Origin of the sequence: Kitasatospora sp. NPDC059747, from assembly GCF_042732955.1 — a bacterium.
Lineage (GTDB): Bacteria > Actinomycetota > Actinomycetes > Streptomycetales > Streptomycetaceae > Kitasatospora.
The window spans coordinates 69,658-90,517 of sequence record NZ_JBHWGV010000018.1 but is presented as its reverse complement, the minus strand read 5'-3'; the positions used below and the strand labels follow the sequence as shown (position 1 = coordinate 90,517).

Here is a 20,860-nt window from a genome sequence, read left to right as displayed (position 1 = left end):
CGCTCCCCCGGTCCCTGGTCACCCGCTGACGATCCGCCGTCCGGTGACGCCGTCCGGCCGGATCCGCACCCACAGCGGCCGGTCGCCGCCCGCCCACGGGGCCGAGCCCGGCAGGCCCGCGAGGTGCCGGAGCTCCTCCTCGTCCGTGACGTGGTGCGCGGTGCCGAGCACGAGGACGGTCCAGCCGCGGCCGAGGTACTCGTCGAGGTGGTCGACCTGGAAGGACGCCTCCACGCCGTCCTCCGGGTCGGTCACGCTGCCGGTGGCCGTCCGGTACGCGAACGAGCCCTTGTCCACGACGTAGTTGACCGGGAACACCACCGGACCCGGCCGTACCGGCAGGCCGACCCGGCCCACCCCGTGGGTGCCGACCAGCGCCCAGCACTCGGTCTCGCCGAGGTCGAGCAGGCGCGGGCGCGGCCCCGGAGCCCCCTGCCCGGGCGGGGCGTCGGCGCGCCCCTCCACGAGGACCTCCCGGGTGGTTCCGAGCACGGCGGCGATGCGGACGAATCCGCCCGGGTCGAAGGCGGGGCCGGCCGTCAGCAGGTGCCGCAGGTAGTTCGGCGCCATCGCCGCGCGCTGCGCCAACTCATCTTCGCTGATTCCGAGTTGCTCACGCCTTTCGGCGATCCTGCGGGCCGCGGCGGCGGCGTCGGGCTCGGCGGCGGGGGTGTCGGTCACGGTGGCGGCTCCTCGGCTGGGCTGGTCCGGACGGGCCCCGGCCCCCTCGGCTCCGGCGGGGCCCTCGGCACTGGCGCGGGCCCATCCAATCGCCCGGCCGCCGCCAAGTCGAGCACGGCCGGGCCACCGTGCGTGTCGCCGGCCCGGCCCGCCCCACCCACCGCCCGGTGGACGCGCCTTGATCCGATTCCCGTCGAACTGCGATCATCTGATCTGACGCAGAATCAAGTCCGCTTCTTGCACGGGGAGAAGAGATGTCCATGATCGTAGTGACGGGTGCCACCGGCACGGTCGGCTCGAAGATCGTCACGGGGCTGCGCGAGCGCGGCGAGAGCGTCCGCGCGCTGCTGCGCAATCCCGCCGAGGCTCCGGCGGAGTGGGACGGCGGGGTCGAGAAGGCCGCCGCCGACTTCTCCGACCCGGCCTCGCTGGACGCGGCGCTCGCCGGCGCCGACGTGGTCTACCTGCTGGTCGCCGTCCACCCGGACATGGCCGACCACGAGCGGAACGTGATCGACGCGGCAGTGCGCACCGGCCGGCGCCCGCGCGTCGTCCTGCACGCCGCCGCGGGCGTCGAGCAGCGCCCGGCGGGCGTCCGGTTCGTGGCCTCGCACGTCGCGGGCCTGGACCACCTGCGGGCGAGCGGCCTGCCGTGGACCGTGATCGCGCCGAACGGCTTCTACCAGAACTTCCTGGGCATGGCGCAGAGCGTGCGGGCGGGCCGGCTGGCCGTGCCGGGCGGCGAGGGCGCGGTGTCGTACGTCGACGCGCGGGACGTCGCCGCGGCGGCCGTCGAGGTGCTGGCGACGGAGGGCCACGAGGGCGCCGTCCACACCCTGACGGGCCCGGCGGCGCTCACCCACGACGCCCTCGCCGAGCAGCTGGGCGCGGTGGCCGGCCGCACGGTGCACTACACCGCCGTCGCCCCCGACGCCGCCCTCGCCGGCATGCTCGACGCCGGCTGGGACCCGTGGCGTGCCGAGGGCATGGTCGAGCTCTACGGCCTGTACGCGGCCGGGCACGCCTCCGCCGTGAGCCCGGACGTCGAGAAGCTGACCGGCCGTGCGGCCCGCTCCTTCGCCGAGTTCGCCGCCGAGCACGCTGGGGCCTTTGCCGACTGACCCCACGTCGGCTGATCCCACGTCGGCTGATCCCACGTCGGCGGGCCGCCGCCGTCGCCCTCACCCGGACGGCCGACGGCGGCTGCTCCGCCCGTGTGATCACCGCCACTCCGGACCGCCCCGGTTCACCGCCGGTTCAGCGCGGGCGGAAGATCTGTTCACCTCCCCCGTCTAAATTCTTCACCCCGGGGATCACCAGGCCCCCGGAACCCGCGTCCGAGCGCGGGCCGTGAAGAACGAGGGGAAACGAAGAGATGCTCCAGCGGAACCGCCGGTCCAGCAGCCTTGCCCTGAGTGCGGTGGCACTGGTGGGCGCCCTGTCGCTGACGGCGTGCGGCAGCGACGACAACAACCCCGCCCCCGCGGCGAGCGGTTCCCCGGCCGCCGCCGGCGCGTCGATCAGCTGCGGCAAGAACGGCTCGCTCCTCGGCGCCGGTTCCACCGCGCAGGGCCCCGCGATCGACGTGTGGAAGAACCTCTACGCCGCGTCCTGCTCGGGCACCACCGTCAACTACAGCGGCGGCGGCTCCGGCGCGGGCGTCCAGCAGTTCAACCAGGGCAAGGTCCAGTTCGCGGGCTCCGACTTCGCGCTCAAGCCCGCCGACGTCGACGCCTCGAAGGCCGTCTGCACCGGCGGCAAGGCGATCGACCTGCCGATGGTGGCCGGCCTCGTCTCCCTGGTCTACAACGTCGACGGCGTCGACAACCTGATCCTGGACGGCCCCACCGCCGCCAAGATCTTCGACTCGCAGATCACCAAGTGGAACGACCAGGCGATCGCCGCCCTCAACCCGGGCGCCAAGCTGCCGGACGCCGACATCCAGTCCTTCCACCGCTCGGACGACTCCGGCACCACCTTCAACCTGACCTCCTACTTCGCCAAGACCTCCGGCGGCGCGTGGAGCGCCGCGCCGGACAAGGCGTGGAAGGGCAAGGGCGGCCAGTCCGCCAACGGCAGCGCCGGCGTCTCGGCCCAGATCAAGCAGGTCAAGAACTCGATCGGCTACGCCGAGCTGTCCTACGCCCAGACCAACAACCTGAAGAGCGCCCAGGTCGGCACCGGCGCCGCCAAGCCCGTCGCGGCGACGGCCGCCAACGCCGCGCTCACCCTCGCCTCCTCCACCGTCGTGGGCACCGACGGCGACCTCGCCCTGTCCCTCGACTACGCCACCAAGGCCGACAACGCCTACCCGATCGTCCTCGTCACCTACGAGATCGTCTGCGACAAGGGCAACAAGGCGGACACCCTCGACACCCTCAAGGGCTTCCTGTCCTACACCGTCGGCGACGCCGCCCAGAAGGCCATCGGGGACAAGGGCTACGTCCCGCTGCCCGCCGCCATCGGCGACAAGGTCAAGGCCGCCGTCACCAGCCTCGGCTGACCCGCGCCCGGCACACGTCCGACCGGCACCCGCCGGCCCCGCACCGAGGGGCCGGCGGGTGCCGCCGTCTTCCCTCCGGGAGGCATCGGCGGCAGGCTGGTCCCGGGAGGGTGACATGACGTGGATCGGACCCAGCACGGCCCCCGAGGTGACGGTGCCCGACGTGGTCGGGCTGCTCGTGCCCCAGGCGCGCAAGGTCGCGGGGGAGGCGGGCCTCGCCATCGCCAGCGGCGATCCGGACGGCCCGCCCGTCAGCGCGCTGACCTGGCCCGGCGTCTGGGTCGTCACCGGCCAGCACCCCGCCCCCGGTGCGAGGATGCGCCGCCACGGCTCGATGGTGGTCGAGTTCGCGGAAGTGCACGACGAGAACGGCCCGCGGCGCCCGCGCTAGTGCCGCGGCACTAGCGGCACTAGCCGCAGACCGTGCGAATCCCCTCCTCCCAGGAGGGGTGCCACCGGGAGGAAGGGGCGAGTCCTGGGTGCGCGGACGCTCAGGCGTGTCCGCGCGTGGCGCCCGGCGGGACCGGCACGGTGACAGCCCAGCCCGCGGCCAGCGAGTCGACGAACTCGCCCAGCAGCTGGCCGACGTGCTGCGCCACGGCCCAGTGGGTCACCAACTGCTCCCGCGGGGCGTCGAGTTCGCGGTGGACGGCGGTCGGCGCGGCCTCGCAGTACTCGCGCTGGAGGCGCAGCCGGTCGCGCAGGTCCCCGGAGCGCTTGCCGGTGATGACGATCGTGGGCACGTCGGCGCGGGGCAGCCGGCCCTCGTGCCGCAGGAAGCGGGCGCGGGCGCCGCGCCACTCGCGCCGGACGGCCGCGCAGGTGCGGGCGTCGGCGTCGAGGCGCAGGACGACGCCGTCCGGGGACGCGCTCGCGGGGCCGGTGTCGACCCGGCCCAGCGGCTCCCCCGGGTGGGAGGGGTCGACGAGCCCGAGGGCGAGCACGTGGCCGGGCAGGCGGCGGGCGGCGGTGGCGGCGAGGTAGCCGCCGAGGGAGTGGCCGACGAGTACGACGGGCCGCTCGCCGGCGACGTGGCGGACGAGGTCGGCGAGGTCGGCGGCGGCCGCGTCGATGTCGAAGTGCCGGCCGCCGGTGTAGCTGCTGCGGCCGTAGCCGGCGCGGTGGTACGTCACGACCGGTCCGGTGGCGGCGAGTTCGCGCAGCAGCCACTCGGCGTGGCCGGCCCCGTCGCCGAGCGCGCCGTCGAAGACGACGAGCGGTGCGAGCGGGTCGGCCGGGGCGTCGTCCGGCGGCCGGTACACGCGGTACGCGAGCACGTTGCCCGCCGTGGTGGTCATCGTCCGCTCGTCGCCGTGGGCCGCCGCCACGGCGCGGCGCCGCCGCACGGCCTCGACGGCCCCGCCCACCACGACCCCGGCGAGGACGGCGGCGGCCAGGGCGGCGGAGCGGCCCAGCACGGGGGACGAGGAGGCGGCAGGCCGGAAGCGGTGCGGCAGACGGGCCATGGCGGAGGTCCCTTTCCCGGTGCTGGCGGAGCGGAGGTGATACCGGCCCGGGGGCGCCCCGACCCCGCCGACGGGGGTACGGCAGGACGGGGCGCACCCGGGGTCCGGTGGCGGCGACCGGTGCGCAACGAGGCGCGGGTGGCTCGGTCGCGTCCGGCGCCGGGCACCAGCATTCGCTAACCGCTGCCACACTGTCAACTGGTATGGATCAACTATGTCCTGACGTTCATCCTGGCTGAATCCGCCGGGGCGGCGAAGTCGTCGCCGCAGGGGCGCACGGAGCTGCCGCTCGCGCCCAGCGTCGGCTTCCGGCACCGCTCGCCCGCGCCCGCCGGGAGCCCCGGCCACCACTCGCCCCCACCCGGCCGGGCCCTCGCCAGCACCCGCCGGACTCAACGCCCCGGCAGGGCCCGGCCGTTCCCCGGTGCCGGGGGCATCCGGAGCGTAACGATTCGTCAAGGCCCGTTCCGCTCCCTGTCGGACGTCACACCCCGGGCGCATACTGTGCTCCGCGGCTCGCACCCGTGCGACAGGGCCACTCCGGTCCCGGCGCGGGCTGCGCCGCGGCGGGGGAGGTCGCAGTACCGTGGCGATAGTCGTACTCATCCTGGTCCTGGCCCTGTTCTGGCTCGTCACCGGCGTCCGCGTGGTCCAGCAGTACGAGCGCGGGGTCGTCTTCCGGCTCGGCCGCGTGCGCAGCCGGGCCCGCCAGCCCGGGCTCACGCTCCTCATCCCGGTCGTCGACCGCATGCGCAAGGTCAACGTCCAGGTCGTCACCATGCCGGTGCCCGCGCAGGAGGGCATCACCAAGGACAACGTCTCCGTCAGCGTCGACGCCGTCCTGTACTTCCGGGTCATCGAGCCGATCAAGGCCACCGTCGACGTCCAGAACTACAGCTTCGCGATGCTCCAGGTCGCCCAGACCTCGCTGCGCTCGATCATCGGCAAGAGCGAGCTCGACGACCTGCTCTCCGGCCGCGAGCAGCTCCACCGCGGACTGGAGATCATGCTGGAGAGCCCGGCCACCGGGTGGGGCGTGCACATCGACCGGGTGGAGATCAAGGACGTCACCCTCCCCGAGACCATGAAGCGCTCGATGGCCCGCCAGGCCGAGGCCGACCGCGAGCGCCGCGCCCGCATCATCACCGCCGACGGCGAGTTCCAGGCCGCCGCCAAGCTCGCCGAGGCCGCGACGACGATGGCCGAGACCCCGGCGGCGATGCAGCTGCGCCTGCTCCAGACGGTGGTCGAGGTGGCCGCCGAGAAGAACTCCACGCTCGTCCTGCCGTTCCCGGTCGAGCTGCTGCGCTTCTTCGAGGCCGCCGCCGCCAAGGCCTACGCGGCCGTGCCCGACTCCCCCGCGGACGGCGCCTGAGGACCGGCGTCCGCCGCTCTCACGGGCGGACCATCGGCAGCAGGACCTCGTCCACGATGGCCTCCGGGTCCAGCCGGACGGGCGCGCCGCCGCACATCTTGAACCGGTAGAGCATCAGCGCCGGGACGACGTCGGTGACCAGCGGCGTCACCGCCGCCGGACGGACCTCGCCGCGGGCGGCGCCCCGGGAGAGGACCTCGGCGATCAGCCGGGTGGTGGGTTCGACCACGCGCACCAGCACGATCTCCAGGAAGGCGTGCGCCCGCTCGTGGTCGAGCTCGCTCATGACGGCGCGCACGGCCGCGCCCGACTCGCTGAACATCGCCGTCCGCAGCCGGGTGACCACCTCGACGAGGTCCCCGCGCAGGCTGCCGGTGTCCGGGGCCGGCCCGGCCGGGGGCAGGCTGGCGCGCAGGGCGTCCATGACCAGCTCCTCCTTGGACGACCAGCGGCGGTAGAGCGCCGCCTTCCCGGTCTGCGCCGCCGCCGCGACGCCCTCCATGGTGAGCCGCGCGTAGCCGTCCGTGACGAGCTGCCGGAGCGTGGCCCCGAAGATCGCGCTCTCCAGCACCTCGCCGCGCCGGCGCAGCGGCACGGCGTCGGCCGCTCCGCGCGTGGCCTCGGGTTCGGCGGTCATGCCGGCACCACCTCTCCGCTCTCCCGGATCCACCTCCGAGTTTAGTGAACGAATGCGTTCTCTCCTACTGGGCCGCTTTGACGCGTTCGCGCCTCGCGGTGCGCTGCGGACCCCTATGCTCGCCGGATGGAGTCGAGCGGGACCTTACAGCCGTGCGAAGTACTGGTGGCCGGCGCGTACTTCGCGGACCTGGTGTTCCACGGGCTGCCCCGGCCGGTCGAGCCCGGCGGCGAGGTGTTCGCCGACGGCTTCGCGTGGGTGCCCGGCGGCGCGTACACGCCCGCGATGGCGCTGCGGCGACTCGGGCGCGACGTGGTCTGGAGCGCCGACTTCGGCACGGACGCCTTCAGCGCCCAGGTGCTGGCCAGTGCCCGCCGGGAAGGGCTGGACGCCTCCGCGTTCCGCCACCACCCCGTCCCCGTCCGGAGCGTGACCGTCGCGATGGCCTACCCCGGCGACCGCGCGATGGTCAGCTTCCAGGACCCGGTCGCCCCCGCGCCCCTCGTCCCGCTGCTGCGCCGGTACCGTCCGCGCGTCCTGATGGTGCCCCAACTGCGCTGGGACGACGACATGGTGGCGGCCGCCGAGGCCGCCCGGCGGCTCGGCACGCAGGTGGTCATGGACTGCCACGACTCCCCCGCGACGCTCGACGACCCGGCGGTCCGCCGCATCCTGTCGCTGGTCGACGTCCTCACCCCGAACGCCGCCGAGGCGCTGCGGCTGACCGGCGCCGCCGGGCCGGAGGGCGCGATCGCCGAACTCGCCGCCCTCGTGCCGACCCTGGTGGTCAAGCGCGGCGCGGACGGCGCCACCGCGGTGCGCGGCGGCGAGCGCCACGACGTCCCGGCCGTCCCGGTGCGGCCGGTCGACACCACGGGCGCCGGGGACTGCTTCAACGCGGGCCTCGTCCACGGCCTCCTGGACGGCCTGGGTCTGCCGGACTGCCTCGCGGCCGCGGTGGTCTGCGGAGCGGCGGCGACCACCGGCCCCGGCTCGGACGCGGCTCTGCGCGCCGACGAGCTCGCCGCCCTGCTGCCGTCGGCCACCGTCCCGCACACCTGAGGTGAACACTTCACACCGCTGAGTGATCGTGCTAGCGTCCGGCGGATGTCACGGATGTCACCCGTCACAAGGGTTCTGGTCACCGATCTGGACGGCACCTTACTCGGCGGCACCCGGGAGGAACGCCGCCGCCTGCGCGACGCCCTGGCCCGCCACCCCGAGGTGACCCTCGTCTTCGCCACCGGCCGGGGCCTGTCCTCCGTCCGCGACGTGCTGCGCGACCCGCTCGTCCCGCGCCCGCGCTGGATCATCGCCGACGTCGGCGCCACCGTCGCCGACGGGGCGGACTTCTCCCCCGTCGACCCGCTCCTGGAGCAGCTGCGCGCCGGCTGGCCGGGACCGGCCCGCATCCGCGCCGCGCTGCGCCGCTTCCCCGCCCTCACCTACCAGTTCGGCGTCGTCCAGGAGGGCCGCTGCTCCTACCACGTGGCCCCGGAGCGGCTCACCCGCGAGGTCACCGACGCCGTCCGGGCGCTCGGCTGCGGCTGGGAGTACTCGGCGGGCCGCTACTTCGACGTCCTGCCCGCGGGGGCGTCCAAGGGCAACGCCCTGCGGGCCCTGGCCGGGAAGCTGGGCTGGACGCCGCAGCAGATCCTCGTCGCCGGCGACTCGCTCAACGACCTGTCGCTGTTCAGGACCGGCGCACACGGCGTGGTCGTCGGCGGCGCCGAGACGGCCCTGCTCGACGCCGTCGCGGGGGACCCGCTGGTCCGCCGCCCCCGGCAGACCGGCGCCGCCGGGATCCACGCGGTGCTCCAGGACCTCGGCTGGGTCGGCCCCGATCCGGACCGGCCCCGCCGCCGGCACTCCGTGGTGGTCGCCTACCACCGGCCGCCGATGCACTGGACCGGCACCAGGTGGCAGCCGCCCAGCAGCCCCAACGGCATACTCCCGACCCTGACCAGCGCGTTCGCCGACGGACTGCCGGGCGTGTGGGTCACCGCGCTGGCCGGCGGCGACCGCGAGGCCCCCCGCCCGCACCCCACCGGGCTGCCGCTGTCCCTCGTGCCGCTCAGCGCGGAGCAGTGGACCGGCTACTTCCACCGGGCGTGCAAGGAGACGCTGTGGCCGGTGCTGATGTCCGAGCCCGCGCGGTCCGTCCCCGACCGGCACGCCTGGACCGCCTACCGGGCGGTGAACGCGCGCTTCGCCGAGCACATCACCGCCGAGGCCGCGCCCGGCGCCACCGTCTGGCTGCACGACTACAACCTGTGGCTCGTCCCCGGCCTGCTGCGCGGCACCCGGCCCGACCTCAGGACCGGGCTCTTCCACCACACCCCGTTCCCGGCCCCCGAGGTCTTCGCGGCCCTGCCCGTCGCGGCCGAGCTGCGCGCCTCCCTCGCCTGCCTCGACTGGGCCGGCTTCCACACCGCCGCCTTCGCCGAGCGCTTCCGGCGGACGCTGGGGCAGCGCGCCCCGCGCACCGAGGTGCACCCGCTGGGCGTCGACCGGGCCGCCGTCGAACGGCTCGCCCGGCTGCGCAGGCCGAGGCCGCGCCCGGCCGCCGGGCGGGTGGTGCTCTCGGTCGAGCGCCTCGACTACGCCAAGGCGCCGGTCCAGAAGGTCGACGCCCTGGACCGCCTGCTGGAGCGCCGGCCGGAGCTTCGCGGGCGGCTCGTCTTCCGGCTCGTCTGCCCGCCGCCCGAGCCCGGCATCACCGCCTACGACTCCACCCGCCGCCAGCTGGAGCAGCGCATCGCCGAGGTCAACGACCGCTGGCAGCAGGGCCGTTGGCGGCCGGTCGACTACCTGCCGGGCAGCCTGTCCGCGGCCGCGGTCGTCGACGAGTACCTGACGGCCGACGTGCTGTGGGTGACGTCGTTCCAGGACGGGATGAACCTGACGGCCAAGGAGTTCGTCGCCGCCCAGGCCGCGCTGCCCGCCCGCACCCCGGGCGTGCTGGTGCTCTCCCGGCACGCGGGAGCCGCCGCCGAGCTCGGCGACGCGGCCCTCCTCACCGACCCGCACTCGCCGGAGGACCTGAGCACCGTCCTGGCCCGGGCCCTCACCCTCTCCGCCGCCGAACGCCGGGCCCGGATGGACCGGCTCTCCGAACTCCTCGGCCGCGAACGGCCCGCGGACTGGGCGGCACGGATCGTGCGGGCGATCCGGGACTCCGCACCGGAGGCCCTGCCGGCCCGTACGGGTGTCAGTTGACCCAGTCGAGCCAGAACATGAAGCACCGCTGGAAGGCGCCCGGCGCCCCGGCGCCGAAGGTGACCACCATGGCCTGCCCGACGGCGACGTCCGTCGGGTCGACGCCCGGTGACCACGCGATCTTCGCGTCGATGCCCGGGATCGAGCGGAACGGGGAGTACGCGCCCAGGCCGCTGCTCGCCCGCCCGATGACCGCGCCGTCGCGGCGCAGCTCGGCCCGGCACAGCCCGGTCGGCCGCAGCTCGTAGCCGCGGGCGCCGACGAGGGCGGTGCGGGTGCGCGCCTTGCGGCGCGGGTCCCAGCCGCGGCTGCCCCGGACCGTCGGCACGTGGTGGCCGTTGACGGACAGGGCGCCGTGCTCGCGGTCCGGCACCGCCGTGACGGTGGGTATGCCCGCGCCGGTGAGCCGGACGATGACGGAGGGCCAGCGGTCGTGGCTGATCTGAAGGGGCCCGAACGGGCTGTCGGCCACGCGCTGTTGCGACAGGTGGACCTTGCGGCGCTGAGCGGGGGCGGACATGCGCGATCGACTCCTGGATCTGCCGTGGGGGTGTTTCCGGGCCCGGACAGGGCGGGGTGCAGCCTACAGCGCCGTTCGGCGGCCCCGTCGGCGGGCCGGGTCGCGCTCAGGTGCAGGCCGCGCCGGAGGCCTGCCAGTTGGCGGGGTCGACCATGGCCGTCGGGACGATCGTCTCGTGCGGGAGCTCCTTGTGTTCGCGCAGCCGGTCGGCCATCTGCTGGACGGCGAGCGCGCCGACCTCGGCGCCCTTGATGAGGAGCGCGGCCCGCATCGCCGCCGGTCGGCCGGCCTGCCAGTCCTTGCAGGCGAGGTAGGCGCCGATGCCGATGCCGACGACGTTCTCCGGCCCGAAGCCGGCCTCGGCCAGGGCCTTGATGCCGCCTTCGACGTCCTCGTCGTTGCAGCCCCACACCACCCAGTGCCGGACGCCGGGGCTGGTGGACAGCGTGTAGGCGGTCCGCTTGCGGGCGTCGTCGACGGTGTTGGCCGCCCACACCTTCGCGTTCTTCAGGACGGCGCCGGCGTCGGCGGAGAACGCCTGCGCCGCCGCGTTCACCCGGTCGCGGCAGACCGGGATGTCGTCGTTCGCGACGGACAGCGTCCAGGTGTCGGCGGGCTTCCAGCCCGTCCTCCCGTACTCGATGGCCGCGCGTTCGCCGACCGCCGCGCCCATGGCGGCGCCGTTGAAGCCGACGCGCGGGACGAGTCCGTTGGAGAAGCAGGCACCGGGGTCGGGGTAGTCGGCGCAGAGCTGGTCGTCGGTGGAGAGCAGCGGGACGTCGGCGCGGCGGGCGAGGGCGACGAGGTCGGGGCCGACGGTCGGGTCGGGCACGACGGCGATGAGGCCGCCCGTCTTCCTGCCGAGGGCCGCCCCGGCCTCCTTGAGGGCGCGGTCGCGGTCGTTGCCGAGGTCGACGACGGTCAGCTCGACGCCGAGCTGCGCCGCCCTGGCCCTGGCGCCGGCCGCCTCGTCGACGAAGTAGCCCTGGTCGCCCTGCTTCTGCAGGAAGGTGATGGTCAGCGGGCCGTGCGCCGCCGGGTCGGGCGGGTCCGCCGAACAGCCCGTCAGCGCGAGGGCGAAGGCGGCGACGCCGGACGTGCACAGGCGCAGGCGCATGGAGGCTCCAAGGTGGGGGGCTTGGTGATTTGAACGTTCAAACACTCACAAACGAACGCGATCGAACGCGGCGGTGACAGGAAACGCCACGTTCACCCGCCCGTCAAGGCCTCGCGTCCGACGAACTTCGGGCCGATACCGGCTCGTTATCGTGCGGAACCTGCCTCTTGAGCCAGGCCGGGTGGAGCCACTAGCCTGCGCCTGCCCCTGTTGGGATCTGAGCCCCATCGGTCGCCTTCCGACACGAATCAACAAATTCCAACAGGCGCTCGCTCTGGCGACCCCCACCCACCCCCACCCTTGGAGCACCCATGCGCCCACGCATGCGCAGATCCCGACGACTCGCCGGCGCGCTGCTGTCGCTCGCCCTCGCGACCCCGGGCCTCGGCGCCCTCGCGCTGACCACGGCGACCCCCGCCGCCGCCCTCGACAACGGCACCGCCCTCACCCCGCCGATGGGCTGGAACTCCTGGAACTCGCTCGGCACCAACGTGACCGAGCAGCAGGTCAAGCAGACCATCGACTTCATGTCCGGCAACGGCCTGGTGGCGGCCGGCTACAACACCGTCACCATCGACGACGGCTGGTCGCTCTGGCACCGCGACGGCCAGAGCACCGACATCGTGCGGACGTCCTACGGCTCGATGCAGCTCTACGACGCCGCCGGGAACCCGGTCGCCGGCACCGACGGCACCGGCAACGACCCGACCTCCGGCCACCTCGCCCCGCGCCCGGACACCTTCCCCTCCCAGGTCGTCAACGGGCAGACCGTCAACGGCATCCAGTACCTCGCCTGGTACGCCCACAGCAAGGGCATGAAGTTCGGCCTGTACGGCACGGACACCTACCTGACCTGCCAGATGCACCCCGGCAGCCTCGGCCACGAGGCCACCGACGCGAGCGACTTCGTCTCCTGGGGCGTCGACTACGTCAAGTACGACGACTGCCCGTACGGCCCCCAGATCGTCGGCCCGGACGGCCACAACTACTACACCCAGGGCGAGGGCAAGGAACTCACCCAGTCCATGTACGCCCGGGTGCAGACGTTCCAGCGCGCCCTCGACGCCGCCTCCGCCGCGCAGGGCAGGCCGAGGGTGGCGCTCAGCGTCTCCGCCCAGCCGGTGCACACCGGCGTGCCGTACCTGCTGGGCGCCAACGACCCGGCCCGCACCGACCCGGTGATCCGGGCGGCCGGCACCCCGGCGTACCAGTCCCCGGGGTACGCGCCGACCGGCGTGTGGTGCGGGCAGGTCGCCAACCTGTGCCGGATCGGCGGCGACCGCGGCAGCGACCTGAGCGGCGTGCTCTACGGGCAGCAGCTGGGCACCGCGCTGCAGTACCCGGGCAACGTCCGCCCGGGCAGCTGGAACGACATGGACATGATGTTCACCGGCTGGCAGGACGTCTACGGCTCGTGGGGCGTCACCGACACCTGCGCGTGCCACAAGCCGTTCACCGACGACGAGTCGCGCACCGAGCTGTCGGTCCTGTCGATGATGGCCTCGCCCCTCATCTCCGGCGCCGACCTGCGCACCTACGCCGACGCCCAGCACACCGACGGCAGTACGAGCTGGTCCACCGGCATCCCCGCCTCCGGCCTGGCGCTCATGAAGAACGCCGACGTCATCCGGATCGACCAGGACGCGCTCGCCAGGCCGGCGACGCTGGTCGGCGCCCCGCCCGCGAACGGCACCGCCCCGGTGGTCCTCAAGCGGCAGCTGGCGGGCGGCGACACCGCCGTCCTGCTGGTCAACCAGGACCCGAACAACTGGCAGACGATCGGCAGCACGCTCGGCTCGCTCGGCCTCACCGGCGGCTACACGTCCAAGGAGCTGTGGACCGGCGCCACCGGCACCGTCGCCTCCGGCGGCACCGTCGGCGGCACCTGGGTCGCCCCGCACGGCGTCGCGATGTTCCGCCTCACCCCGCAGGCCGCGTTCACGCCCGCGGCGGTGATCGGCGACGGCGCCTACCACGCGATCGGCGCGGGCGGCACCGGCGGCCAGGCGCTGGAGGTCCAGGGCACCTGCAGCGCCGCGGACGGCGCGGTCGTCGACGTCAACACGTGGTGGAGCACGCACACCTCGGAGCAGTGGAACTTCGCCGCCAATCCGGACGGCACCGTGCGCATCACCGACAACTGCTACACCGGCACCCAGGTGCACGGCATCCTCACCGCCCCCGGCTCGTCCGGCGCGGCCGCGTACGTCACCAACGGCTACGACCCGAACAACGCCCGCCAGAAGTGGCGGGTGCTCCAGAACACCGCGACCGGCGCACTGACCGTCACCAACGTGGCCACCGGCCTCGCGCTCGCCGCCGCCGGCCCGGCGGCCGCCTCCGCCGTCGTCACCGTCCAGCCCGACCCGGCCGCGGCCGGACAGGCCTGGACGACCCTCTCCTGATCCACCGTCCGCTCCGACCCGGTCCCCACCCGCCCGCCGGGTGGGTGGGGACCGGGTAGACCGCGGCGATAACGGGAACGTCTCGAATTGACGCGAGCGCATCGAAGACCCTTGACGAAAGTCCGGGCGGGGAGTTTCCTGTCCGAGCACGTTTGATCAAGTTTGCTTCTGATCGATTGTGTTTGATTCAAGCCGCGACTCAAACGCCGTGCCCACATCCCCCACCCTTCTCTCCTGACCGGGAGCCACCGCATGTTCATTCGCCGCAGCCGTGTCCTGTCCGCCGCCGTCCTGGGCTGCGTGACCCTCGTGGGCGCCGTCGGGTGCTCGACCGGCCAGGAGTCGTCCTCCGGCTCCGTCGCCAAGGTCGACGGCAAGGTCTCGCTGACCTACCTGCAGAAGCAGGGCGACCAGGAGTACTTCGTCGGCGAGGCAGCCGGCGCCAAGGCCAAGGCCGCCGAGCTCGGCGTCGACCTCAAGGTCGTGAACCTCGGCAACGACGCGAACAAGACGGTCAGCGAGGTCCAGTCGGCCATCGCCGGCAAGAGCAACGGGCTGATCGTCGTCGTGCCCGACCCGGCCGTCGGCCCGCAGGTCGTGCAGACCACCAAGGACGCCGGCGTCGCCCTGCTCACCTCCGACGACCAGATCTGCGCCACCGGCCCCGCGCCCGCCTCCTGCGGCAAGGGCGACCTCGTCGCCCGGGTCGGCTTCTCCGGCGAGCAGATGGGCGGCGAGGTCGGCAAGCGGGCCGCCGCCGAGTTCAAGAAGGCCGGCTGGAACCCCGCCGACACCCGCATCATCTCCGCCTGGAAGCAGGACGTCACCGTCTGCGGCGACCGGATCAAGGGCGCCAAGGCCGCCTTCGCCGCCGCCGGCGGGGCCGACGTCAAGAACATCGACGTCGCCACCGACAACACCCCCACCGGCGCCCAGGACAAGACCGCCGCCACCCTCACCGCCAACCCCGGCGTCAAGCACTGGGTGGTCTGGGGCTGCAACGACGAGAACGTCCAGGGCTCCGTCACCGCCCTTCAGAACGCCGGTGTCAGCCCCGACGACATCGACGGCGTCGGCCTCGGCGCCTACCTCGCCTGCAAGGACTGGACCAGCGGCAAGCCCTCCGGCATGAAGGCCGCCCTGTTCATCAACGGCAAGGACGTCGGCGCGCTGGCCGTCCAGACCATGGTCGACAAGCTCAAGAACGGCAAGGACTTCCCCGCCGAGGCCTTCGCCCCCACCACCATGGTCGACGCCTCGACCTGGCAGAGCACCGGCATGACCTGCAGCTGAGCACCACCCCTTCCGGTACCCCAAGCGACCCCCAGCACCTCCAGCGAGGCACGCATGACCTCACCCGAGTCCCCACCCGGCTCCGGGCCCTCCCCCCGGCCCGCCCAGGGCCTGGTCGCCGAGAACATCGGCAAGACCTTCGGCAGCGTCCGGGCGCTGCACGGCGTCAGCGTCGACTTCCCGCCCGGCAAGGTCACCGCCCTGATGGGCGAGAACGGCGCCGGCAAGTCGACCCTGCTGCGCATCCTGAGCGGCGACCACCGCCCCACCGAGGGGCAGGTCCTGCTCGACGGCGCCCCGCTCGACCTCTCCTCCCCCACCGACGCGCGCCGCGCGGGCATCCGGATCATCCCGCAGGAGCCGGAGATCATCCCGCACGTGTCGGTCGCCGAGAACGTCTACGCTGGCAGCCTCCCGCGCCGGGCCGGGCGCCGGCTCGACCGGGCCGAGCTGCGCCGGCGGATCACCGCGGACCTGGCCGACCTCGGCTTCGAACAGGTCCTCGACCCGGACCTCCTCGGCTCCGAACTCACCGCCGCCCAGCGCCAGTTGGTCGAGATCATGCGCGCGCTCACCGGCGCCGTGCCGCCCCGGGCGATCGCCTTCGACGAGCCCACCTCCTCGCTCTCCGAGCACGAGGTGGAGGCCCTGTTCGCCCTGATCGGCCGGCTGCGCGACCGCGGCATCGCGGTGATCTACGTGTCGCACCGCATGAAGGAGATCTTCCGGCTCGCCGACCGGATCGCCGTCCTGCGCGACGGCACCCTGACCGGCGTCCTGCCCGCCGACGGGACCGACGAGCGCGAGCTCGTCCGGCTCATGGTCGGCCGCGACCTGGCCGGCCTGTTCGTCCGCCAGGACGTCGCCACCGACCGCGTCGTGCTCGACGTACGCGGCGTCAGCACCGACGACGTCCACGACGTCAGCCTCCGGGTCCGGGCCGGGGAGGTCGTCGCCCTCGCCGGGCTCATCGGCGCCGGGCGCTCCGAACTCGCCCTCGCCCTCGCCGGGGACGTGCCGATCCGCTCCGGCGAGGTCCTCCTCGGCGGCACCGTGCTGCGCCTTCGCTCCCCCAAGGACGCGATCCGCGCGGGCCTCGGGCTCGCCCCCGAGGAGCGCAAGGCCCAGGCGCTCTTCCTGCACCGGACGATCCGCGACAACACCTCGCTGGTCAGCCTCGACCGGCTGCGGCGGCGCCGGTTCGTGCGGCGCGGCGCCGAGCGGCAGCTCGCGCAGGAGTACGCGGACCGGCTGCGGGTCCGCGCGCCCTCGATCGAGAGCGAGGTCCGCACGCTCTCCGGCGGCAACCAACAGAAGGTCGTGCTCGCCCGCTGGCTGGCCCGCCGCCCCGAGCTGCTGATCCTGGACGAGCCGACCCGCGGGGTCGACATCGGCGCCAAGGCGGAGATCTACCAGATCATCGCCGACCTGGCCCGCGACGGCGTCGCCGTCCTGGTGATCTCCTCCGAACTGCCCGAGGTCCTCGGCCTGGCCGACCGGATCCTGGTCATGCAGAACGGCCGGATCACCGGCGAACTCGGCCGCGCCGAGGCCTCCGAGGAGGCGATCCTCGCCCTGGCCATGTCGGAGGACCTCGCGCCCGCCGACACCACCGACCCCACGACCGGAGCCGCCCGATGACCACCCCCTCCACCACCGCCGACCAGCGGCCGCAGGCCCCCACCGGGCCCGCCCGGCCGACCGGCGCGCGGGCCGTGCTGGGCGCCGTCGGTGGCCAGAACCTCATCCTGCTGCTGGCCCTGGCGGCCGTGCTCGCGCTGTTCGGCTTTCTCAACCTCAACTACCTGGGCTGGCAGAACATCCAGGTCATCGCCGAGGCGGTGACCATCGCCGGGCTGCTCGCCGTGGTCCAGACCGTGGTGATCATCTGCGGCGGCCTGGACATCTCGGTCGGCTCCCAGGCCGGCCTCGCCTCCGTGGTCAGCGCGATGGTGTTCACGTCCACCGGCTCCAGCGCCGCGCTCGGCATCGGCGCGGCCGTGCTGGCGGGCGCCGGCGTCGGGCTGCTCAACGGCGTCGTGATCATCTACGGCCGGGTCAACCCGACCATCGCCACCCTGGCCGGGCTCGCCGCGTACAAGGGCGTCGCCCAGCTGATCTCGGACGGCCGCGCCCAGGGCTACGTCCTCGGCGACCCGCTGTTCGTCTTCCTCAGCCGGGGCAAGATCGCCGGGCTGCCGACCATGGTGTGGATCCTCATCCTGGTCGCCGCCGCCGTGCACGTCCTGCTCACCTACACCGACATCGGCCGCAACATCTACGCCCTCGGCGGCAACCCCACCGCCGCCCGGCTGGCCGGTATCGACCTCAACAAGTACCTGCTGTCGGTGTACGCGCTCACCGGCATGGTCGCGGCCGTCGCCGGCGTCCTGCTGACCGCCCGCACCGGCTCGGGACAGCCCACCTCCGGCAGCGAGGGCCTGGAGCTCCAGGCCATCACCGCGGCCGCGCTCGGCGGCTGCGCGCTCAAGGGCGGCAAGGGCGGCATCGCCGGGACGCTCCTCGCCGTCGCGCTGCTCGGCGCGCTGCAGAACGGGCTCACCGTCCAGGGCATCAACTCCTTCTGGCAGAACGTCGCCCAGGGCCTCCTGCTCGTCGTCGCCGTGGTGATCCAGCAGCGGCGCGGGCGCGAGCGGGCCGTCGGCCTGCCCGCCTGACCGTCCTCCAGCCAATCCCCCAGGAGGGGGCCGCGCCCCCCCCCCCCCCCCCCCCCCCCCCCCCCCCCGCGCCGGGGGGGGGGCGGGGCCCCCCCCCCCCCCCGGCGCGGCGCCGGGGGGGGCCCCCCACCGCCGCCGCGGAAGGCCCAGCCATGGAGAAGACCCAGCCATGAAGAAGACCACCGCCAAGCTCGCGGACGGCCGCGAGATCCTCTACTACGACACCGACGAGTCCGCCGTGCGCGACACCGTCGACCGGCGCCACCTGGAGCCCACCGCCGTCCGCTCCGCGATCCGCCGCGACCCCGCCACCGGGGACAGCGTCACCATCGCCGCCCACCGCCAGGGCCGCACCCACCTCCCGCCCGCCGACGAGTGCCCGCTCTGCCCCTCCACCGACGCGCGGCTCAGCGAGATCCCGGCCCCGGACTACGAGGTCGCGGTGTTCGAGAACCGCTTCCCGTCCCTGCACCCCGACGCGGACGCGCCCCGGACCGAACGCCCGCTGCGCACGGCCGGACCGGGCACCGGGCGCTGCGAGGTGGTGTGCTTCACGGCCGACCACGACGCGTCCTTCGCCGACCTCTCCGAGGCCCGCGCACGTCTGGTCCTGGACGCGTGGACGGACCGCACGGCCGCGCTCTCCGCCCTGCCCGGCGTGGAACAGGTGTACTGCTTCGAGAACCGCGGCGCCGAGATCGGCGTCACCCTCGCCCACCCCCACGGCCAGATCTACGCCTTCCCCTTCACCACCCCGCGCACCACCCGCATCGCCGCGCGGGCCTGGGCCCACCGCACGGCGACGGGCCGCAACCTCTTCGACGACCTCCTCGCCGCCGAACGCGCCGACGGCGAAAGGGTCGTACTCGCCGGAGAACACTGGACGGCCTTCGTCCCCTTCGCCGCCCGCTGGCCCTACGAGGTCCACCTCTACCCGCACCGCCGCGTCCCCGACCTCACCGCCCTCGACGAGGCCGAACGCGCCGAGTTCCCCCGCCTCTACCTCGACCTGCTGCGCCGCTTCGACCGCCTCTTCGGCACCGGCCGCACCCCGTACATCTCCGCCTGGCACCAGGCGCCCCGTGACCAGCGGGACGAACTCGCCCTCCACCTGGAGCTGTTCACCATCCGGCGCACCGCCGACAAGCTCAAGTACCTGGCCGGCGTCGAATCCGGCATGGACGCCTTCGTCAACGACGTCAGCCCCGAACACGCGGCCCAGCGGCTGCGGGAGGCGGCGCTGTGACGGATGTCATCGGTGCTTCGTGATCGAACGCCCTGCCGCCGCCACCAACCGGCACCGATGCTGGTGGACATGACGGAACGTGAGGAGCGGGACATGAAGGTGATCGTGGCCGGGGCCGGCATCGGCGGGCTGTGCCTGGCGCAGGGGCTGGTCCGCGCCGGGATCGACGTGCGGGTGTACGAGCGCGAGCCCGCGGCGGACAGCCGCTACCAGGGCTTCCGGATCGCTCTGAACGAACACGGGCTCGGCGCGCTGCGCGACTGCCTGCCGCCCCGGCTGTACCGGCTGCTCGACGCCGTGACCGGGCCGCTCGCCGGCCGGCCGAGGGTGGTCGACCAGCACCTCACCGAGCTCCGGCGGCTCGACCCGACCGACGGCGGCGCGGCGGCCGACCGGCGCGTCCTGCGGGAGGTCCTCCTCGCCGGGCTCGGCGAGCGCGTCGAGTTCGGCAGGGCCGTGACCGGCTACGCCGAGCTGCCGGACGGCACCGTCGAGGTCCACCTCTCCGACGGCGGCAGCGCGGTGGCCGACCTCCTCGTCGGCGCCGACGGCGTCGGCTCGGCCGTGCGCCGCCGACTGCTCCCCGACGCCCGGGTGGTCGACATTCCGGGCAACTCGCTCCTCGGGCGCACCCCGCTCACCGAGCGCTTCGCCGCCCTCGTCCCGGACTTCGGCACTCTCGTACAGGGCCCCGGGCTGACGATGCTGCTCGGCCGGATGGAGTTCCGCCGCCCGCCGAGGCTCGCGGCGGCCGAGCTCGCCCCCGAGGTCGAACTCCCCGACACCGACAGCTACCTGCGCTGGGTGGTCACCCTCCCCGAGCAGCTCACCGGCGACGACGACTGGGCGACCGTCCGCGACCGGCTGCTCCCCCTCCTCGACGGCTGGCACCCCGATCTCGTCGAGCTCGTCCGCCGGTCCGACGTCGTCAACAGCTCGCCGCTGACGCTCCGGTACGCCGAGCCCGTCCCGCACTGGGGCACCGGCCCGGTCACCCTCCTCGGCGACGCGATCCACGCCATGCCCCCGAGCGCGGGCAAGGGCGCCAATACCGCCCTGCGCGACGCCGCGCTCCTCTGCCGCACCCTCACGGACGCCCACCGGGGCGGGACCGGCCTGCGGGAGGCCGTCGAGGTCTACGAGCACGAGATGCTCGCGTACGGCTTCGCCGCCGTCGCCGAGAGCCTCGAACAGCTCCCGAACTTCACCCCGTCCCGCTGAGACCTGCGGCGATCAGCGGTCGGCATCCCTTAGGGTCGCCGAATGGCCAAGTACTTCGACGTCCACCCAGAGTCCCCCCAGCCGCGCACCATCAGCACCGTGGCCGACAGCCTCCGGTCCGGAGCCCTCATCGCGTACCCGACCGACTCCTGCTTCGCCCTGGGCTGCCGGCTGGACAACCGCGACGGCCTCGAACGGATCCGGACGATCCGGCGCCTCGACGAGCGGCACCACTTCACCCTGATGTGCGAGGACTTCGCGCAGCTGGGGCAGTTCGTGCAGCTCGACAACAACGTCTTCCGCGCCGTCAAGGCCGCGACGCCGGGCGGCTACACCTTCATCCTCCCGGCCACCAAGGAGGTGCCCCGGCGCCTCCTGCACCCGAAGAAGAAGACGGTGGGCGTCCGGATCCCCGACCACGCCGTCACCCGGGCGCGGGGCGCCGCACACAGCGGACCCCGGGGGGACCCCCCCCAGCGACAGCCCCCCCGCGACCGAA

General features: G+C 74.1%; 17 protein-coding genes and 1 pseudogene. 13 read left to right on the top strand and 5 right to left on the bottom strand.

The annotated features are described in order from the left end of the window. Nucleotides 1–18 precede the first annotated feature (18 nt). A complete protein-coding gene (locus ACFV4G_RS10925) occupies nucleotides 19–681 on the bottom strand; it encodes a pyridoxamine 5'-phosphate oxidase family protein (RefSeq protein WP_380438759.1) in 663 nt (220 codons plus the stop codon). A 254-nt stretch (nucleotides 682–935) separates the two neighbouring features. Between ACFV4G_RS10925 and ACFV4G_RS10920 the strand changes: the two genes are divergently transcribed. The 3 genes from ACFV4G_RS10920 (at nucleotide 936) to ACFV4G_RS10910 (ending at nucleotide 3,575) form a co-directional block, all read left to right on the top strand. Further along, the gene (locus ACFV4G_RS10920) at nucleotides 936–1,802 is read left to right on the top strand and encodes an NAD(P)H-binding protein (RefSeq protein WP_380438757.1); all 867 of its coding nucleotides are present in this window, start codon (nucleotides 936–938) and stop codon (nucleotides 1,800–1,802) included. A 254-nt stretch (nucleotides 1,803–2,056) separates the two neighbouring features. Beyond that, complete coding sequence (gene pstS / locus ACFV4G_RS10915) at nucleotides 2,057–3,184, top strand: phosphate ABC transporter substrate-binding protein PstS (protein ID WP_380438755.1); 1,128 nt, start codon at nucleotides 2,057–2,059, stop codon at nucleotides 3,182–3,184. Between the two features lie 115 nt (nucleotides 3,185–3,299). Beyond that, nucleotides 3,300–3,575: a PASTA domain-containing protein gene (locus tag ACFV4G_RS10910; protein WP_380438753.1), complete on the top strand. Its 276-nt coding sequence runs from the start codon at nucleotides 3,300–3,302 to the stop codon at nucleotides 3,573–3,575. A gap of 100 nt (nucleotides 3,576–3,675) precedes the next feature. Here the strand turns inward: ACFV4G_RS10910 and ACFV4G_RS10905 are convergent, their stop codons facing one another. Continuing rightward, nucleotides 3,676–4,650: an alpha/beta fold hydrolase gene (locus ACFV4G_RS10905; protein WP_380438751.1), complete on the bottom strand. Its 975-nt coding sequence runs from the start codon at nucleotides 4,648–4,650 to the stop codon at nucleotides 3,676–3,678. A 586-nt stretch (nucleotides 4,651–5,236) separates the two neighbouring features. On the opposite strand from ACFV4G_RS10905, the gene ACFV4G_RS10900 reads away from it, so the two are divergent. Beyond that, a complete protein-coding gene (locus ACFV4G_RS10900; protein WP_380438749.1) occupies nucleotides 5,237–6,025 on the top strand; it encodes an SPFH domain-containing protein in 789 nt (262 codons plus the stop codon). Nucleotides 6,026–6,044: 19 nt separating this feature from the next. Here ACFV4G_RS10900 and ACFV4G_RS10895 read toward each other — a convergent pair whose 3' ends face one another. Continuing rightward, nucleotides 6,045–6,662 carry a TetR-like C-terminal domain-containing protein gene (locus tag ACFV4G_RS10895; protein WP_380438747.1) on the bottom strand — a complete coding sequence of 206 codons (618 nt, stop codon included), beginning with the start codon at nucleotides 6,660–6,662 and terminating at the stop codon, nucleotides 6,045–6,047. A gap of 126 nt (nucleotides 6,663–6,788) precedes the next feature. On the opposite strand from ACFV4G_RS10895, the gene ACFV4G_RS10890 reads away from it, so the two are divergent. Both ACFV4G_RS10890 and ACFV4G_RS10885 read left to right on the top strand, forming a co-directional pair. Next, nucleotides 6,789–7,724, top strand: a complete 936-nt coding sequence (locus tag ACFV4G_RS10890; protein WP_380438745.1) for a carbohydrate kinase family protein — start codon at nucleotides 6,789–6,791, stop codon at nucleotides 7,722–7,724. Between the two features lie 54 nt (nucleotides 7,725–7,778). After that, nucleotides 7,779–9,881, top strand: a complete 2,103-nt coding sequence (locus ACFV4G_RS10885) for an HAD-IIB family hydrolase (RefSeq protein ID WP_380438743.1) — start codon at nucleotides 7,779–7,781, stop codon at nucleotides 9,879–9,881. Here the strand turns inward: ACFV4G_RS10885 and ACFV4G_RS10880 are convergent. After that, nucleotides 9,874–10,401, bottom strand: a complete 528-nt coding sequence (locus tag ACFV4G_RS10880; RefSeq protein WP_380438741.1) for a hypothetical protein — start codon at nucleotides 10,399–10,401, stop codon at nucleotides 9,874–9,876. The two genes, ACFV4G_RS10885 and ACFV4G_RS10880, sit on opposite strands and share 8 nt — an antisense overlap. A gap of 106 nt (nucleotides 10,402–10,507) precedes the next feature. Beyond that, nucleotides 10,508–11,518, bottom strand: coding sequence for a substrate-binding domain-containing protein (locus tag ACFV4G_RS10875; RefSeq protein ID WP_380438739.1), 1,011 nt, complete (start codon nucleotides 11,516–11,518; stop codon nucleotides 10,508–10,510). A gap of 323 nt (nucleotides 11,519–11,841) precedes the next feature. Between ACFV4G_RS10875 and ACFV4G_RS10870 the strand changes: the two genes are divergently transcribed. The 7 genes and pseudogenes from ACFV4G_RS10870 to ACFV4G_RS10840 form a co-directional block, all read left to right on the top strand. Further along, the gene (locus ACFV4G_RS10870) at nucleotides 11,842–13,923 is read left to right on the top strand and encodes a glycoside hydrolase family 27 protein (RefSeq protein ID WP_380438737.1); all 2,082 of its coding nucleotides are present in this window, start codon (nucleotides 11,842–11,844) and stop codon (nucleotides 13,921–13,923) included. 252 nt (nucleotides 13,924–14,175) lie between these two features. Then, entirely contained in the window at nucleotides 14,176–15,216 is a 1,041-nt protein-coding gene (locus tag ACFV4G_RS10865; RefSeq protein ID WP_380438735.1) for a substrate-binding domain-containing protein, read from the top strand. Between the two features lie 54 nt (nucleotides 15,217–15,270). Continuing rightward, on the top strand, nucleotides 15,271–16,857 hold the full coding sequence (locus ACFV4G_RS10860) for a sugar ABC transporter ATP-binding protein (protein WP_380438733.1): 1,587 nt from the start codon (nucleotides 15,271–15,273) through the stop codon (nucleotides 16,855–16,857). Then, complete coding sequence (locus tag ACFV4G_RS10855) at nucleotides 16,854–17,894, top strand: ABC transporter permease (RefSeq protein ID WP_380438731.1); 1,041 nt, start codon at nucleotides 16,854–16,856, stop codon at nucleotides 17,892–17,894. The genes ACFV4G_RS10860 and ACFV4G_RS10855 overlap by 4 nt, the downstream gene beginning before the upstream one ends. A gap of 169 nt (nucleotides 17,895–18,063) precedes the next feature. Further along, entirely contained in the window at nucleotides 18,064–19,140 is a 1,077-nt protein-coding gene (galT, locus tag ACFV4G_RS10850; RefSeq protein ID WP_380438729.1) for a galactose-1-phosphate uridylyltransferase, read from the top strand. 69 nt (nucleotides 19,141–19,209) lie between these two features. Continuing rightward, nucleotides 19,210–20,361 (top strand): FAD-dependent oxidoreductase, encoded by a 1,152-nt coding sequence (locus tag ACFV4G_RS10845; RefSeq protein WP_380438727.1) that lies wholly within the window; start codon nucleotides 19,210–19,212, stop codon nucleotides 20,359–20,361. A 42-nt stretch (nucleotides 20,362–20,403) separates the two neighbouring features. Continuing rightward, a pseudogene (locus ACFV4G_RS10840) lies at nucleotides 20,404–20,798 on the top strand (Sua5/YciO/YrdC/YwlC family protein); the annotation flags it as partial. Nucleotides 20,799–20,860: the final 62 nt, after the last annotated feature.

Excerpts from the sequence above, each read along its gene's own strand:
- ACFV4G_RS10920 (WP_380438757.1), top strand. The coding sequence starts at position 936 with ATGTCCATGATCGTAGTGACGGGTGCCACCGGCACGGTCGGCTCGAAG.
- pstS (WP_380438755.1), top strand. The coding sequence starts at position 2,057 with ATGCTCCAGCGGAACCGCCGGTCCAGCAGCCTTGCCCTGAGTGCGGTG.
- ACFV4G_RS10910 (WP_380438753.1), top strand. The coding sequence starts at position 3,300 with ATGACGTGGATCGGACCCAGCACGGCCCCCGAGGTGACGGTGCCCGAC.
- ACFV4G_RS10905 (WP_380438751.1), bottom strand. The coding sequence starts at position 4,650 with ATGGCCCGTCTGCCGCACCGCTTCCGGCCTGCCGCCTCCTCGTCCCCC.
- ACFV4G_RS10895 (WP_380438747.1), bottom strand. The coding sequence starts at position 6,662 with ATGACCGCCGAACCCGAGGCCACGCGCGGAGCGGCCGACGCCGTGCCG.
- ACFV4G_RS10890 (WP_380438745.1), top strand. The coding sequence starts at position 6,789 with ATGGAGTCGAGCGGGACCTTACAGCCGTGCGAAGTACTGGTGGCCGGC.
- ACFV4G_RS10885 (WP_380438743.1), top strand. The coding sequence starts at position 7,779 with ATGTCACCCGTCACAAGGGTTCTGGTCACCGATCTGGACGGCACCTTA.
- ACFV4G_RS10880 (WP_380438741.1), bottom strand. The coding sequence starts at position 10,401 with ATGTCCGCCCCCGCTCAGCGCCGCAAGGTCCACCTGTCGCAACAGCGC.
- ACFV4G_RS10875 (WP_380438739.1), bottom strand. The coding sequence starts at position 11,518 with ATGCGCCTGCGCCTGTGCACGTCCGGCGTCGCCGCCTTCGCCCTCGCG.
- ACFV4G_RS10870 (WP_380438737.1), top strand. The coding sequence starts at position 11,842 with ATGCGCAGATCCCGACGACTCGCCGGCGCGCTGCTGTCGCTCGCCCTC.
- ACFV4G_RS10865 (WP_380438735.1), top strand. The coding sequence starts at position 14,176 with ATGTTCATTCGCCGCAGCCGTGTCCTGTCCGCCGCCGTCCTGGGCTGC.
- ACFV4G_RS10860 (WP_380438733.1), top strand. The coding sequence starts at position 15,271 with ATGACCTCACCCGAGTCCCCACCCGGCTCCGGGCCCTCCCCCCGGCCC.
- ACFV4G_RS10855 (WP_380438731.1), top strand. The coding sequence starts at position 16,854 with ATGACCACCCCCTCCACCACCGCCGACCAGCGGCCGCAGGCCCCCACC.
- galT (WP_380438729.1), top strand. The coding sequence starts at position 18,064 with ATGAAGAAGACCACCGCCAAGCTCGCGGACGGCCGCGAGATCCTCTAC.
- ACFV4G_RS10845 (WP_380438727.1), top strand. The coding sequence starts at position 19,210 with ATGACGGAACGTGAGGAGCGGGACATGAAGGTGATCGTGGCCGGGGCC.